We start from the raw sequence: 16265 nt of genomic DNA, 5'->3' as shown, positions 1-16265 counted from the left end.
TAAATTCAATGCGTTGTTTCTCCGTTGCTTCTTTTTTATAGGCATTTGAATGTTGAAAAGCTCCTTGAACCGATAAAAGTCAAAACTCATATGCTAAAAATAAAGATTTAGATTCAATACTTTTTATCCATATACTTTTCCAATTCCTGTTTCAACTTATCCAAATAACAAGTCCTTGATTTAACTCTTGTTTTATCCGGTAAAACGCGTGATGAATATTTCCTAAAGGGATTTGAAACAATTCTTGAAAAAGCACCGCAAGTTTTCGTATTTCAAGGTTTCCATTATTCAATCTAAAACAACAAGTGAGATATAACCTAAAACGGACTTGCAATATACCAGTATAAGTGAATAAATATAAGTAGAATATTTTTTCAAGTATCTAATTTAATGAGTATAAAGATGCGTTGTTGGGCTATTTAGCAGACTTTTCGTTCCGATTGGTAGAACTTTTCTTTAGATAAGATAGAAAATAAAAATAGATATAAAAAATAGGGAGAGATTTTTTAATATCACACCCTATTATCTTAATTTAAAAGACCTTTATTAATTAGTTTGTTTTTTTGAATTTTGACTTTGATTAAAAGACAATTTCTTGATACTCAATTTGACTTTTATAATGTTTGAGGGTTTCGTTGTTTTTTAATTGAATTAAAACAGGAGCGTAAAGCAGGTTGTCAAAGGATACTGCTTTTCTAATTTTCTGCTTTTTTAGGGCACTATTTTTTTTCTTAATTTCTTGTTTTAAGTTGCTCACAAAAGTTGTAAATAGTATTGTTTTAATCGAATTGGTTTCTGCTAAATTAATTTCTTTGTCAAGTGTAAAACGGAAATAACCTAGATGTTCTTCGTCTTTTTTTGCAAGCGCCAGAATGACATAATTAACTTGTTTATCGTGTATGATAGGGTCTTGCTGGGTCAGATCAATAATGAAGTCAGTACATATCGTACGATATGTATCAAAATGTATTGCTTTATCCTCTTGACTAAAGCAATGAATATTTATAAAACTAAGTAGTAAAATAAAATGTATTTTTTTCATAACTAGTATTAACACCCCATTTTAGGAGGTTTTGATTTAAATCCTCTTTTTGGCAGTAGTAAATGGGGTACTATATCTAATTCTATACTATCTTTATGGAGTACTTGGTACATGGGGTTATAAGTTTTGTTTGTTTAGTGGTACAAATTTATATAACCTTTATTTTACAAAAGTCAAGACGAATTCTATACATGGCTTTAACTAACCTAATTTTAAATGAAGAAAACATTACTATTAACCTGTTTATTATTCCCCTTATTAAGTACAGCCCAATTACAATCTGTGTTTCAGCATAAGATAGATTCTCTATATGCTAAACATAAAGATGCAGCAGGTATTATGGTACACGTAGAGTCTCCTAAACAAGGTGTTTCGTGGAGTTATGCCACTGGCGTTTCAGATATTAAAACAGGTATAGCTTTAAAGCGCGAACAACCTGTTTTGATAGCAAGTAATACAAAGCCTTATGTAGCTGCAGCTACGCTGAGGTTAGTAGAGGAAGGGAAGATATCTTTAGATCAATCTATAGAGAAGTTACTGTCTAAGCAGACTCGTCAAATGTTTGAAAAGGCGAACTATGATTTAAATAAGATTACGGTAAAACACTTATTATCTCATACTTCAGGTATTCAAGATTATGTAAATGATGCTTATTTTGAGTTGGTCAATGAAAAACCAAAACACATTTGGACAAAAGAGGAACAAGTAAAGCGATCTATGCAGATGGGAGAACCTCAGAAAGTAGGAGAGAAGTTTAGCTATGGAGATATTAATTATCTGTTATTAGCAGAGATTATAGAACAAAAGACTAATAAAGTGTTCTACTTAGCGATGCGTGATTTATTAAAGTATAAAGAGTTAGGATTGACTGAGACATGGTTTATTAACTTAGAAGAATATCCTAAACAGTCTATGGCATTAGCCCATCAATATGCTAAGAAGTACAATTGGGATTCTTATGATTTAGATCCTTCTTGGGATTTATACGGCGGTGGGGGAATTGCTTCTACTACAAAAGAATCAGCGTTTTTTTTTCAATATTTGTTTGAAGGAAAAATTATAAAAGATAAGAAGCTTCTTCAGGAGATGACTACTTATGTTCTACCTGCTGATCAGTCTAAGTATTGTCTTGGAGTATTTCATTTTGATTTAGGATTTAATGCTTATTATCACGGTGGATGGTGGGGAACAGATGTTATCTATTCTCCAGAAGCAGATGCTACAGTCACTGTATTCACACTACAAAAAGACTTTCAACATATCATTAACCCTTATATAGGAAAGGAGTTTTTGTCTTTGCTACTAAAAGAGAAGAAGTAAATGAGTATAATAACCTCCTTAGTGTATCTGAACTAAGGAGTTTTTTTTAATTCAAGAATTTTAAGTATCTCATGTTTCGCATATCAATATTTAATTAAATTAGCGAAATAGTTTAGGCTAATTTAGTTTAAAGGCTTTTTATGATTATAAAAGTCAGTAAATAGTGTGTAAGCCTTGTAAATTGATAACCTTATTCCATACTTAAATTAATGAAACAAAGAATAAAGAGATATGGTATACAATTCGTTAAAGAGATAATTCCTGTTGTAGTAGGGATTTTAATTGCTTTGTTTATTGATAATTGGAATTCTCAGCGCAAGGATAAAGCGTATATTAGACAGGTGTATACAACTATTAGTACTGAATTAAGTGAGTCTAAGGAGGATATAAAAGAGATGATACCTAAACAGGAAGCTTTGATTGCTGGATTGGAAGAGAATAGCAAGAATAAAGAAGTAACTATACAAAAGATAGTAATGGATTCGAAAGGTATTTATATTCCTCAAGTGAAGATTAATGGATGGAAAGCAATATCAAGTACTAAGATAGATCTAATGGATTATAATCGTGTGAATACACTATCTAATATTGCGGAATTAAAGGAAATGATCAATAACAAGAGCGAGTTCTTAATGACTTATCTGTATTCCAATATTAACTCTACTGACGAGAATACAAAGCAGACTTTTAAAATGATCTTATTGGATATTATGCAAACCGAAAATACAATGCTTCAGCTGATAGAGTATTTTGAGAAGGAGGATAAAGAGAAATAAAAAAATCCCAGGTTACCGTACCGCTTGGGATTTTTTAGTACAGTGTCAAAAAGCCAAGGGATGTTTTTATCCTTGGCTTTGGTGTTTTATTTAGAATGGGAAGTAAATTACTTCTAAAGCCAAGAAATACTTGCGTATCCTTGGTTTTGGTCTTTTATCTAACATCAGAAGTACTTTACTTCCCGATACAATAAATAAGATCCTAGCATTCATAGGGGTTTATCCCCAATTTTTGTATTTTTGTACAACACTTTTTTCAAAGTAATTCAAAGGAAAATCAACTGATGAATTTTAACAGATTTATTAGAAGGAATGGGGGATTTTAGTAGCGAATTGGCGATTTTTTTACATGTCTTATTTTACTTCAAATTAATCATTTGGAGAATCTATGAAATCTTTGATTTTAAAATCATTCCATACTTTTTGATAAATATTAATCATATGTGTGATTATGACTCGAAAATGATAATCAATCATATTATAGGTAATCCTATCTTACAGTATTCTGATAAGTAAATGATTAGGATTAACTGGAAAAATATCTTTAATTATCAAAAAGTAATCATCTTTATATAAAAATCGTTCTTGTGGTATTTGGGTAAAATCTTTCATTTAAAATAAAGGCTCAAATTCAACTTTAGGTTTCCATTTTTGGATAGGTAAACTAACAGTTAAGTTATATCGTTTTTGCAAAAAAAGCTCATCTTGAAGCTGGTGTTTTCCCTATTTGATTTACAATGGTCTCTCCAAGAAGATATTTACTTGCTATGTAAAACTCGTTCCGTTTGTAGAGTCTATCTATTAAGTTTACAAGATTTATAAAATTTGATAAGAAATAAGTATTATACCTTATGTCTTATATAATATGCTTAAATAAAAAAGCCCCAATTAAGGGGCTTTTTTATTCTAGTCTTGAATGCTTGAAAAACCTAGATTTTTTTTGTTTTTTAAACGTAATTTTTTGATAAAAAAAGAATAAAAATTAGCTTTTATTTGAAAATAAATTAATTTTTATTCTTTTTTTATTATATTTGATATGGTTAACCATTATTTTTAATAATTTAAAATCAGAAACTATGAAGAATTTTATTATGTTATTTTTATTGGTATTTGGAGTAAATACCGCAGTCCAAGCTCAGACCAGAGCGCAATTTAAAGATGTAAGAAGCGGAGAGGTTCTTGAATATCAATTTGAACGCTCAATAAGCAAAGATGCTGTTAAAGCTATTTTAGAAGAAGGCCAAAGAATTTCACCTTCTTCTTCAAATTACGGAGGTTCTTTTACTTTATATGTTGGAATCTATGATAGAAATAGAGGGGTGTGGGATATTTATGAAGGAGAATATCATTATCCTAGACATTTCACTTTTAGAGATATTATTCAAGATCTTATAAATCGTTATTTTTAAATAAAAATATATTTATATAAACAGGAAAGCCCCTTAATTGGGGCTTTTTTTTGTTACTAGAACAGTATATTTTGAATTTAGTGAAATAGCCTTTTTATTGAGTGAGTGGTATATTAAGTTAAAAATAGATATCATATATTTCATCTACTAATAAATTTAATTAAATGTTTTTATATCTATAGTTGATAATAATTTAACTAAATAAATCCAAAGATATTTTTTATACAGTATAGATATATTGAATTAAAAAAAAATATTGCTTTTTGCTTAAAAAGCAAAGGATTTGTATTTGTATAATTTAAATTAACAATAAATAATTAAATTTTAATATAATTTGTTTTAATATGATTTTTTTATTTATATTAGCATTATAATACGTGGGCCTAGGGAGCTTAAATCGTATAAAAAATTGCGTCCAGCTGTCTTAATTATTTAAGGCAGCTTTTTGTGAATTCTATATTTTTAGTAATATCGTATTTTATAATTACTGTTGTGTAAGGAGCTATATATCTTACATCTTATTGTTAATGACTGTCTTAATTTTAGACAGTCATTTTACACTGCTTAATCAATAATAAAAAACAATGGAAGTAAACTTTAGAGATAAAAGCCAACTTAATTCAGTAATGAATATTATGCTTCATACTATATTGATGTATATTTTAGAGCATAATATAGGTTCTGTTTCAGAGATGACAAAAGATATCCAGGATTCATATAATTTTTTAAAAGATAACAGAACGAATGAATTACAACATATAGACATTGTTGACAGGAGAATGAAAAAGATTAATAAGAAGAAAGTATTAGAATAATCTTTATTACAGATTTCTATGAAACACGAAATTAGCCAAGAAGAGTTGGATATGATAATGGAAACATTAATGTTTGATTTGATTTATCATATAGTTGAATTTGAGTTGACATCTATTGATCAATTTTCTGAAGAAAAAAAGAAAGTATATGAGTTCTTGAAAAGTAATGGAACAAAATTTAGTAAAGGATATTACCCTCATGTAAAAGTAGACGTGGAAATAAATAAGAGTTATTAAGCAAAATATGTATATATGAATAAATCAATGGTATTACGGCTTGCAAGAATATTAGAATAAAAAATGATATGATTGGTTTTGGAAAAATTTTTGATAAAACTCACAGCGAAAAAATCTCAAAGAAAATATCTAAAATCACAAACAGAAAATTAAAAAAAAATGGTAACCTGCATAAGGAGGTTCTTAATAGATAAGCCGCTCAATTGAGTTCTTATTTGTTTCTATTAGCGCCATGTATTCACTGAGCTTAAATTTGAGCCTAGTAATATTTTACTTTTTGAATCAATATAAGTGCTTGATTTATATAGACTATCCAAATTTGGATAGTCTATTTTTGTTTACTGATCTCACATTTGAGAATGGTTAATTTTTCTCTAACTGTCACTAAGTAATACTATAAGTAATACTTGATATTTATTACTGCTTTGAAGGCTAAAACATAATTATCCTTAAGCAAATCGAACTTTTTTTTACACTTTGAAATAGAGTAAAATAATTCGACAAGCTATATAGAGAATACTTCTTTTACAAAGAAGCTGTATTATCAACTAGAACTCACCCATCAAAAAGAAGGAGTATTATTCAAGTCACTCTCAATTGATAAGTCAGAGGATCAACACAAGGCAGAACAAGCGTTCAAACGCATTGAGAAACAAAGCGAATCTATCATTACAAAAGTAGAAATAAAGACTGTTAAAGAAGATTCTCAACTACTTTTTGATTTAACCTCACTTCAAAAAAGAGCCTATGAGCTCTTTGGATGGCTCTAAGCTTGTATGAAAAGAAGTTTATTACCTATCCGCAGACATCGAGTAAGTATGTTCCTGGGGATTTATGGCGGGAGATTCCCAGTTTATTAAAAGTACTTTCTGATGATAGTAGGTATAATAACCTGCTTTTAAAATTAAAGCTTGCAAGGTTTAATAGAAGATAGTGAATGATGTGAAGGTTACCAATCATCATGGGCTATTAACCACAAATAGACTTAGCGCTATAAAAGAAAGTATTTATCATTTGATTGCACAACGCGTATGGGAATCAGTATTTGATTCTTGTATAAAAAAGCAAACAAAGGTTGCCTTAGATATTTATGATTGTGAATTTAGTTTTAAATTCACTTGAATTTGGTTATTCGTTGTATTTGTTTTTATTAACTTTTGTAATGATAGATAATTAATGTTTTGCTATAACTTTCTTATTTATAAAACAATAAAAGAATAACATGAAAAAATCCTTATAAGATAATATTCTAATACGGATTTTTTTACTTTCTAGAAAAGAGAAAAAAGTAAATATATAGCATTGAGATAATATTTCACTTATGATAAATTAGACTACTTAATTTTACTTTTAACTTTTTTTCCTTGAAAAGCAACTTTTCGCTGTACTAAAGAAGTGACATATACTGTAAAAAAAGGAAACATAGTAATGCCAGAAATAGCTGTTATAACAGATAATATTTTACCAACTGGAGTAATTGCAATAATGTTAGAGCCAGTAGTAGTAGCTCCCATAGCCGCCCACCAAAGAGCATCAAAATATGAATTTACATCTGGATTGATTTCATGTTCAAAAACATAAAAAATAAGACTATAAAAATATATTAATGACATTAAAATTAGTATATAAGAGAAAAACAAACCCGAAATTTTCTTTCTACTTAACATGATAATGACAAAACCAAGTGCATATCCTCCTCTAATTAAGGGAATGAATCGAAAGAAATATTTTACTTCAGAGGAGAAACTAATTTCTAAGGCTTGAAATATATTGAGATAAGGAATGGAAATTAGAATAAAAATTATATTATTCCAAAAGAATTTTGATTTCTTCTTTGATAGAATAAATTCAATGAATAGACTTAGTAAAAAATAAATACAAATCCACAATTGAATTTTCATATAAGTATCCCCAGTTAAATAAGAAATATTACTAAAGGTATCAATAGAAATACTTACTCCTAATACAATTAGCATAAAGGCTGAAATTATATGTAATGTCTTAATAATTTGTAGCTTGACTTTTTCTTTTGATATAGCCTCTGACATATTTTAAGTAGTTTGTTAAAAGGTACAATGATAATATTATCTATCCTTAATTTAGTACAAAAAATGATAATATAAAATTATATAGTTAATTAAAAGAGCAAAATTTGATTCAATAAATATTTTCTTTTTGCCAATTAATGAGATTATCAATTAGGTTTAAAAAACTGTTTTATTGTCCAGATCAATTTATTTATTGTAATTCAAATAAATTAATCTATCTTTGTCAAGAATTTATAAACGGGCTTCTGCCTTCTGCCTTATCTGAAAATAGTCAAAAACATTTTTTCTTTCTCAGTTTTTGCTTTCAGTTGTCTTAATTACAATTACTTTCGTAAAAAAGTACATTTTATTTGTTGCTAAATATATAATGTTAGTAACTTTTTGTAAAAGTTAAAAATTATTAATACATTTTTTAAATGGATTTTGATTATACTAATTTTTATAACAACTAAAATAAAAGTAATAAGAGGTTTTAAATTTAATTTTCTTTAAATATTAGATGGTCTTATAATTTAACTACCTATTTTTTTCAGATAAGAAGCTTTGTTTTTTATAATCTAACTACTCCAGATTATTTAAAACTATATATAGGAGTTAAATAAATACTGGTAATTCCAGTCAAACCAAGATGAGTTTTAAAAAATTAAATATAATTCAACCCATACTAGAGGCAATTAATAAAGTGGGATATCAGACGCCTACAGCTATACAAGAGCAAACAATTCCGCATATATTACAAGGGAGAGATTTAATTGGGTGTGCACAAACAGGAACTGGTAAAACAGCTTCATTTGCAATACCTATTTTACAGCTTTTAAATCAAAAAAGCAGTTCGAAAAAAGTAATCCGTTCTCTTATTTTAACTCCAACAAGAGAATTAGCTATTCAGATTAATGAGAATTTTAAAATCTATGGTGAGTTTCTAAGATTAAGACATTTAGCTGTTTTTGGAGGGGTGCCACAAAAAAAGCAAGTAGCTCAAGTAAATCGTGGCGTTGATATATTAATTGCTACTCCAGGACGTTTGTTGGATTTGTTAAATCAACATTGTTTAGATTTTAGTCATGTTGAGATTGTAGTACTTGATGAGGCGGACCGCATGCTTGATATGGGGTTTGTAAAGGATGTAAAAAAAATACTTACAAAGATACCTTCTAAACGACAAACGTTGTTTTTCTCGGCTACTATGCCGATCGAAATAAAAAAATTGGCTTTACAAATTGTGAAAAATCCAATAGAGATTACAGTTACTCCTATTTCTTCTACAGCCAGAACAATTAAGCAATCCATCTACTTTGTCGAAAAAGAAGAAAAGTTGAACTTACTTTTTACTATTCTAAAGGATAAGTCAATAAAGCGTTCTTTAGTGTTTGCAAGGACTAAACACGGTGCAGATAAATTAGTGAAAAAGCTAGCGAGTATGGGGATTTATACAGCTGCCATTCACGGTAATAAATCACAAAATGCAAGATTAAAAGCATTAAATGATTTTAAAAATAATCGCATTAGAGTGCTTATAGCAACGGATATTGCTGCAAGAGGTATTGATATAGCTGAACTACCTCATGTATTAAATTATGAATTACCTAATGAACCTGAGAGTTATGTTCATAGAATTGGTAGAACAGGGCGTGCAGGTGTTCAAGGCACCGCAGTTTCTTTTTGTGATGAAGATCAGTTAAAGGATCTTAAGAAAATTGAAAAACTCATTGGATTCACTATTCCGGTAATGTCGAGTTAAATTCATCTTTGTAATTAAATAAATATAAATGTAATCTTATACTTAAAAGATAAGTATAAAAGTGAATATAAATCAATTAAAATAAAAACCTATATGCAAGAAGGTAAAGTAAAATTTTTTAATGAATCCAAAGGTTTTGGATTTATTGCACAAACAAACGGGAGTGGAGATATTTTTGTACATACAACAGGACTACTAGATAATATTTGTGAAAATGATGATGTTGTTTTTGATCTACAACATAGTCAAAAAGGGTTAATAGCGGTGAATGTTAAAAGAAAATAATCTATCGGTATATAATAAGGAAGTATAAAAGACTTCTAAAAAACCTCGCTTTAAAGGCGGGGTTTTTAAGTTTAGATTTTAAAAAATAGACTTAGTTAGTATCAGTAAAATATTTTACATACAAATTTATTTCAATTTTGTTGATTACTATTTAGCCCTAGTTCATTTTTATTTTCTTTTTTATCCATTAGGGGTAATTGATAATTATCTTCAATGCATTTGTCTATTATACTGTTAGACGTCAAATTCATTTTTCTTATAAAAAAATGATTATTAGATTTTATTTTTTTTAGAATTACTTCAACTGGTTCGCTTTTTGAAAATAATATTCTTTGGTCATGATTAATTATTATGCGTTTGTAATCAGAGTTTAATAAGATAGTGGCAAAGAATGAATTAGATGGCAATAATGAATTTGTATATAATTCTATATAATGATCAACTAGTTTACTGTAAGAGAGAAAAGCACATGAATCTCGTGTTAGTATTAACCATGTATTACCCATATACGGTATGATTGTATTTTCACTAAAACTAGCGTCTTTTAATGCAATTAAGCCACTATAGTTATGTTTATTACTATTATAAGTATCTAGATTATACTTGCTTTTATCATAATAGATAAAATAATTATGCTCTTTATTATTACTTAAGTATTCACAAATTCTATATTGAGATTTTAAGGGGTAATGGTCATCAGTTAAATTGATATAATAGTCCCATTTAGCGCTGACATTTAATAAATATTGCATCGCATTTAATTGAATTTTGTATTTATTATAACTATCTGTTTGTAGATAGAAACTATCTAATATGTATACATTTGATAAATGCACAACGTAGGTTTGAATCATGTTTTTTACCTCTAAAGAGCAAGTATGATCGATATAAATAAGATATAATTGATCTTTGTTGTATAATTTTTTAAACATAGTCAAAAAATAATCTGGACTATATTTTATAGTAATAAAATAAGCTACTGTAATTAATTTATTAACTGTATTATTTTTAGTTTCAAATTTCAATTGGGGGTGATTTTGATCTTGGTTAGTAGCCATAAGTTATATCGGATATTATTTTCAATAATTCAGTTTAGAATTGTATTATTTACACAAGATGTAAAATCTTAATTATAAATAACATACGCAATATAGTGATTAAATTTAGGTGGTTTTTATTGTAAAAAAAATTAAGTGATAGAATTTGGAAAATAGCTTTATTATATAAACATTACTTTTTATTATATAAACCTAAGGAGTTTATAAACGCTACATTTACTAAATAGCAATTAAGCTATAATAAAATTCTTTATTATGAATAATAATCAAAGATTAGAAGTAGTTAAAATTTCAAATTGGGATGAATCGTCAAAAAAGTTAAAAGAGCAATTTTCGCAATTGACAGACGTTGATTTGAAGTATGAGGTAGGAAGGGAGAATGATTTATTAAATCGTCTTGAGAAGAAAATGAATAAAAAACGCTCAGAAGTGATTGATTTAATCAATAAATATGAAAAACAGAGTAAAGTGTAATTATTTTGTTATAAAACGCTTTAATATAACTGTAAGTGCACTTTAGGGTGCACTTTATTTCTTAAAATCTGGATGTCTGGATTAAAATTTAGTTTGTTCAAACTACATTGACCTACATCTAATTGTAGATTTTACTACAATTGAAATAAGGATGTTGTAATATAACTGGTTTGCTTAATCAATTAAAAAGTGAGACCTAATTCGATAGTCTATAGAAAGGGTATTTTAATATATAAAAAGTTTTTTTCTTTAAGCAGCTTATTGATAGTATGTTTTAATGTGTGAAAAATATAATTTATATCAATTGTTGTATAATGCTTTTTAGACAAGTAAAACAGACCTTTAGGTTATGTAAATGTAGTTATTGAAGGTAAATAATATGGATATAAAAACTCAAAGCGATCAAAAGATTTTGGAGCAAAAGATACTGAATCACAATTTAGCAATCAATCATTTAGAATTAGCTATAAAGTATCATTTTGATGCATCTAGGTATTTTGAAAATGGCGATATTGATAAAGCTATTGAGTGCAATGCAAAAGCACAAGATAGCACGAATAAGGCGGTGGAATACAGTTCAAAAATTGGCCACAAACATTTATCGAAATAGAATAATAATTTCATGATTGGGTTTAATGAATGTTGAATAAAAATCGGGGTAAGAAAACAGACGTTGGTATTGAATGCCCAAAAGTAATTTTTTTCGATATCCTTACCTTGGTTTTTATCAATATTTTTTTAAAGGAATCTCTGCTGTGAGATTTAAATAAACAGCGTTTTGCTAGAAGAGGAAGATCTATATAGATCTTCCTCTTTGTTTTTTAGGTTATATATCAATTCGCTTTTTTTGACTATTAACATCAGTTAATCAATTCTTTAGGTTACCTTTAGATAAAAGTTCTTAAGTATGAAGATTTTCATAAAATACATGGTGAGTTTTCGCTGTAAGATGATAGTGAGGATGGAGCTGGATAAACTCGGAATCATTTATGGTAGTGTAGATCTTGGTGAAGTAGAATTAAAACAAGAACTTACCAATGAAGAGTTTACGCAATTAAAAATGGCTTTACTTCAAACAGGATTAGAACTTATGGAGAGTAAACGAGCTATTTTGATTGAGAAAATTAAAAAAGTAGTAATTGAAATGGTGTATGGTGATATAGAGGTTTTAAAAATAAAAAAATCTGATTACATAAGTAAACAGCTAAATTATGACTATACTTATCTGGCTAACATATTTTCTGAATCTACAGGTACTACAATAGAACAATTTGGTATTGTTCACAAGATTGAACGAGTAAAAGAACTTTTGATTTATGATGAATTAAATTTATCTGAGATTTCCTATAAGCTTAACTATAGTAGTGTAGCACATTTATCTGCTCAGTTTAAAAAAGTCACGGGTTTGACCCCAACTTTTTTTAAAAAGCTCAAAGATAAGAAAAGGATAAATCGCGAAGATGTGTGAATGATATAATAGATAATTATTATTGTGTAATGATTTTATAATCAGTAATTTCCACCTTTGTGTTGTAGTAATTAAACTACAAAATAAAACACAAAACATATGGACAAGAAAGATGAAAAAAACAAAGCCTTAGCTAGTAGTTCACAAAATGAAATCAAGAATCATCGTGAAGCGGCTGGTCATTTAGAATCAGCTGTAAAATATCATTTAGATGCTGCTAAACATTATGAGGATGGATTGGTTGAAAAAGCTGTAGAATGTAATACTAAGGCACAAGCCTGTACAGAAAAAGCAATCAGTGAAACTGGCAAAAAGATGCGTACTAGACTTTAATTAGAAGTAAACAGAATATCAAATTTTAATACTATTAATTCTTAACCGAAATAAATAAAACTTAATTAATAATTTGTTACTTCTTTAAAAACCACTTGATATTTGTTGTCGTCAGGTGGTTTTTTTTATTATTAATAAAAATTAAATTCCAGCAAATATTATTGCTATGCCAAGGTTATAAATTCTCGGACAATCAAGAAGTTTTAATTTATAAAAGATAATAGAGATGAATGCATTAGTAGAAAATATGGATTTTAGTATTTATATCGAAGAATTTAAGAAGCGATTGAAATATCTGTTTCGAGAAAAATATAATTATAATGCTTTGGGACTTACCCGTGATTTTCCTGCTGAATTAGTGGATGAAATTATGGATCAAACCCCCTTGTCTGTAGCTATCCCTCAGAGGTATGGAGGCAGGGGAATGAAAGTAAAAGAATGCTTGCAAATTCTCTCAGCAGCCTCTTATGAATCTTTACCTCTTTCATTGATTTTTGGGATTAATATCGCTCTTTTTTTGGAACCTTTGGCTAAATATGGACAAGCTGCTGTTCAGCAAAGGGTTTTTAAAGAGTTTATAGAAAACAAAGCGATGGGTGGATTAATGATTACTGAAAAAGCTCACGGGAGTGACGCTTTGAATATGAAAACAGCTTTTGAGCAAAAGCAAAATATGTATCATATTAAAGGACAAAAACACTGGCAAGGATTAAGTGGTACAGCTGATTTTTGGATTGTAACGGCCAGAGAGACTAGACCAAATGGAGAATTAGCAAGAGATATTGATTTTTTTGTTTGTGAAAATAATAAAGAACATCAATATATTCCTATGACTCATCGATATAATAACTTGGGTTTGTATGCTATTGCTTATGGTATTAATGAAATTGATATAATTGTTCCTAAGGAGCAAAAATTACTCAATGAAACCACAGGAATTAAATTAATGCTTGATACGCTTCATCGCAGCAGGCTTCAATTCCCTGGTATGGGATTAGGGTTTATTAAAAGGCTTTTAGATGAGTCCTTAACACATTGCCAAGAAAGACAAGTAGGAGGTACACCTTTGTTGACAATTGATTCAGTCAAAAATCAAATTGCAAAGATACAGGCCGCTTACACCTTGTGTTCTGGTATGTGTATTTTTAGCGTTGATATAAGCGGAATTGACAAAAACTTGGCCTTAATGAGTATTGAGGCTAATGTACTGAAAGCTTTAGTTACAGATTTAATGCAAGAATCAGCCCAAATTAGTTTACAATTAGCTGGGGCTAATGGATATCGATTAGACCATATTGCTGGAAGATCCTTGGTTGATTGTAGACCTTTTCAAATTTTTGAAGGATCAAACGAAATGTTGTATACCCAAATTGCGGAGGGGATACTAAAATTGATGAGAAAAGCAAAAAAAACGAATCTATATGGTTTTTTAAAAGAGTATGAGCGCACGAGTTTGAGTGCTGAATATTTTGTGTCTCAATTAGATTTAAGTATTGATAGTACGTTAAAACAACGCAATTTAATACTTATAGGTAAAATGATAGCTCGAGTTATAAGCTTTCAATTCGTCTTGCAACTGGATGGTTTTAATATGCAACTTATAGAAATCACACGTCAAAGTCTTCTTTCAGATTTGGCTGCTTTTTATGGTCAATTTAATATACAAAATGATGTAAATCCCATTTTAGATTACGAGATGAATTCAGATTGGACTACGTTTTAACAAAAATGAGAACTCAAGCTTATATATTGAATAATTTACCACAAAATACGATAGAATAATTTAATATCGTTTGTAAGATTCAAATCTGAAGTATGATGAATTAAGTTTATTTGAGATTTTGTATAGATTTAATTGCTTTAGAGAAGTCAATTTACCTTATCAATATAATAGATTCACGCCTAGAAAAAGTAGCAGGGAAGATGTGTGAATTATGTAATCTCTTATGTTTTTTATATAATACTTTGTCAATCAATAAAAACAACCTTTGTAAGGTAGTAATGTGGTGTTAGTTATGCCCCCATAAAAACCAATTAAAAATCATCACCAAACTACTTACGTTTAATTTAGAATCGGCATTAAATACCATCTAAATACTGGTAAGTGTTATAAATATTGATTGGTTGAAAAGCTGTATAAAGTAACACAAAGATACAAGTCTGTACAAAAAGTCTGTACAAAGAAAGCAATTAGTAATAGACTTTAAACAAAATAAAAAAAAGACAGATTATAATATTATTAATTCATTTACCAAAATAAAAAAACTTTATTAATAATTTGTTGCTTCTTTCTAAAACCACTTGATATTTATTGTCAGGTGGTTTTTGAATTAAGTTTACATTTGTTGTTTCTCTTGATATGCTTGACAAAGAAGTGAAAGGCTATTGAATTTTTTTAGAAAATATCCAATTTAATTCCATCATAACTAGCATATACCATTGTTGGATGTGATTCTTGATGATATATATTGCCCTTATAATCGATTGCTATAGCTCCCGCCAATCCTTGTATTTGTTTCAGATCTTGAAAACTTTTTTCAAATGCCTCAGCTAAGGTCATGCCATCACTCACTCGTGTTGCAATTTTGGCTGCCATAGCAAGACTTACAATATCCTCGCCAATACCAGTTAAACTTACTCCACAATAGGTATTAGCATAATTTCCTGCCACTGTTGCAGAATCAGAGATTCTTCCAGGTATTTCAAATCCTTTACCTCCAGTAGAAGTGGCTGTTGCAATTTTACCAGAATTGTCTATACAAACGCATCCTACAGTACTTGTTTTTAATGTGTTTTTATCTTTGTTTTGCTTTTTTTTATCATATTCGTCTTTGCGTTGTTTAATTTGAGGATTAAAAAAGATGAAATGATTCGCTCTTGCAAATTCAATAGCTCCAATTCCACCAAGTATTTTATCTTCATAAGACATTAATTTTTCTGCTACTAAAATTGGATTTTTTACATTCTCAATATTAATCACACCGGCCATTCTTAAAGTACTTCCATCCATTAAAGCAGCACTCATTCTTATAATCCCATCGGATTGTATCTGAGAACCTGTCCCAGCATTAAAAAGAGGATCATTTTCTAAAAGACTAACAACATAGGCAACTGTCTGAATAGAAGTATTCATTTTTAAGTATTGAAAACCTTGATGAATAATACGTTTTAACGCCTCTTGTTTTTGATTTCTTGTTTTGTCATTGGTATGGGATTCTGAGAGAAAACCACCATGTATAATTAATTTCATACTACTTAT

General features: G+C 28.6%; 18 protein-coding genes. 13 read left to right on the top strand and 5 right to left on the bottom strand.

The features are described from left to right. Window positions 1-151: 151 nt before the first annotated feature. Both AWV75_RS19175 and AWV75_RS17340 read right to left on the bottom strand, forming a co-directional pair. Entirely contained in the window at window positions 152-256 is a 105-nt protein-coding gene (locus AWV75_RS19175; protein ID WP_231738185.1) for an RteC domain-containing protein, read from the bottom strand. 324 nt (window positions 257-580) lie between these two features. Then, window positions 581-1042 (bottom strand): hypothetical protein, encoded by a 462-nt coding sequence (locus AWV75_RS17340; RefSeq protein WP_060875557.1) that lies wholly within the window; start codon window positions 1040-1042, stop codon window positions 581-583. 216 nt (window positions 1043-1258) lie between these two features. Between AWV75_RS17340 and AWV75_RS17335 the strand changes: the two genes are divergently transcribed. From AWV75_RS17335 to AWV75_RS19170, 6 genes are all read left to right on the top strand, one after another. Next, complete coding sequence (locus AWV75_RS17335) at window positions 1259-2362, top strand: serine hydrolase domain-containing protein (protein ID WP_060875546.1); 1104 nt, start codon at window positions 1259-1261, stop codon at window positions 2360-2362. A 209-nt stretch (window positions 2363-2571) separates the two neighbouring features. Further along, window positions 2572-3138 (top strand): hypothetical protein, encoded by a 567-nt coding sequence (locus AWV75_RS17330; RefSeq protein WP_060875545.1) that lies wholly within the window; start codon window positions 2572-2574, stop codon window positions 3136-3138. Window positions 3139-4214: 1076 nt separating this feature from the next. Next, on the top strand, window positions 4215-4547 hold the full coding sequence (locus AWV75_RS17325; RefSeq protein ID WP_002992048.1) for a hypothetical protein: 333 nt from the start codon (window positions 4215-4217) through the stop codon (window positions 4545-4547). 584 nt (window positions 4548-5131) lie between these two features. Beyond that, a complete protein-coding gene (locus AWV75_RS17320; protein WP_060875544.1) occupies window positions 5132-5362 on the top strand; it encodes a hypothetical protein in 231 nt (76 codons plus the stop codon). A gap of 18 nt (window positions 5363-5380) precedes the next feature. Further along, window positions 5381-5599 carry a hypothetical protein gene (locus tag AWV75_RS17315; protein WP_002992054.1) on the top strand — a complete coding sequence of 73 codons (219 nt, stop codon included), beginning with the start codon at window positions 5381-5383 and terminating at the stop codon, window positions 5597-5599. 509 nt (window positions 5600-6108) lie between these two features. Next, on the top strand, window positions 6109-6369 hold the full coding sequence (locus tag AWV75_RS19170) for a DNA topoisomerase (protein WP_081498607.1): 261 nt from the start codon (window positions 6109-6111) through the stop codon (window positions 6367-6369). Between the two features lie 564 nt (window positions 6370-6933). On the opposite strand, the gene AWV75_RS17305 is transcribed toward AWV75_RS19170, so the two are convergent. Continuing rightward, window positions 6934-7647, bottom strand: a complete 714-nt coding sequence (locus tag AWV75_RS17305) for an ion channel (protein ID WP_060875543.1) — start codon at window positions 7645-7647, stop codon at window positions 6934-6936. A gap of 628 nt (window positions 7648-8275) precedes the next feature. Here AWV75_RS17305 and AWV75_RS17300 point away from each other — a divergent pair. Continuing rightward, complete coding sequence (locus AWV75_RS17300; protein WP_060875542.1) at window positions 8276-9388, top strand: DEAD/DEAH box helicase; 1113 nt, start codon at window positions 8276-8278, stop codon at window positions 9386-9388. Between the two features lie 93 nt (window positions 9389-9481). After that, complete coding sequence (locus tag AWV75_RS17295) at window positions 9482-9673, top strand: cold-shock protein (protein ID WP_002992085.1); 192 nt, start codon at window positions 9482-9484, stop codon at window positions 9671-9673. A 131-nt stretch (window positions 9674-9804) separates the two neighbouring features. Here the strand turns inward: AWV75_RS17295 and AWV75_RS17290 are convergent, their stop codons facing one another. After that, window positions 9805-10731, bottom strand: coding sequence for a beta-1,6-N-acetylglucosaminyltransferase (locus AWV75_RS17290; RefSeq protein WP_060875541.1), 927 nt, complete (start codon window positions 10729-10731; stop codon window positions 9805-9807). A 255-nt stretch (window positions 10732-10986) separates the two neighbouring features. Here AWV75_RS17290 and AWV75_RS17285 point away from each other — a divergent pair, with 255 nt between their 5' ends. The 5 genes from AWV75_RS17285 to AWV75_RS17265 all read left to right on the top strand — a co-directional run bounded on the left by AWV75_RS17285 (window position 10987) and on the right by AWV75_RS17265 (window position 14729). Beyond that, window positions 10987-11205, top strand: coding sequence for a hypothetical protein (locus AWV75_RS17285; protein WP_002992087.1), 219 nt, complete (start codon window positions 10987-10989; stop codon window positions 11203-11205). A gap of 379 nt (window positions 11206-11584) precedes the next feature. Next, window positions 11585-11815, top strand: coding sequence for a hypothetical protein (locus AWV75_RS17280; protein ID WP_060875540.1), 231 nt, complete (start codon window positions 11585-11587; stop codon window positions 11813-11815). A gap of 297 nt (window positions 11816-12112) precedes the next feature. Then, complete coding sequence (locus AWV75_RS17275; RefSeq protein WP_002992089.1) at window positions 12113-12673, top strand: helix-turn-helix domain-containing protein; 561 nt, start codon at window positions 12113-12115, stop codon at window positions 12671-12673. Between the two features lie 99 nt (window positions 12674-12772). After that, a complete protein-coding gene (locus tag AWV75_RS17270; RefSeq protein ID WP_002992090.1) occupies window positions 12773-13006 on the top strand; it encodes a hypothetical protein in 234 nt (77 codons plus the stop codon). Window positions 13007-13232: 226 nt separating this feature from the next. Further along, the gene (locus AWV75_RS17265) at window positions 13233-14729 is read left to right on the top strand and encodes an acyl-CoA dehydrogenase family protein (protein WP_060875539.1); all 1497 of its coding nucleotides are present in this window, start codon (window positions 13233-13235) and stop codon (window positions 14727-14729) included. Between the two features lie 672 nt (window positions 14730-15401). Here the strand turns inward: AWV75_RS17265 and AWV75_RS17260 are convergent. After that, the gene (locus AWV75_RS17260; RefSeq protein ID WP_002992092.1) at window positions 15402-16256 is read right to left on the bottom strand and encodes an isoaspartyl peptidase/L-asparaginase; all 855 of its coding nucleotides are present in this window, start codon (window positions 16254-16256) and stop codon (window positions 15402-15404) included. Between the last annotated feature and the right edge of the window lie 9 nt (window positions 16257-16265).

Origin of the sequence: Myroides odoratus, assembly GCF_001549985.1 — a bacterium.
GTDB classification, from domain to species: Bacteria; Bacteroidota; Bacteroidia; order Flavobacteriales; family Flavobacteriaceae; genus Flavobacterium; species Flavobacterium odoratum_A.
This window is presented reverse-complemented; position numbering and strand designations above follow the sequence as displayed.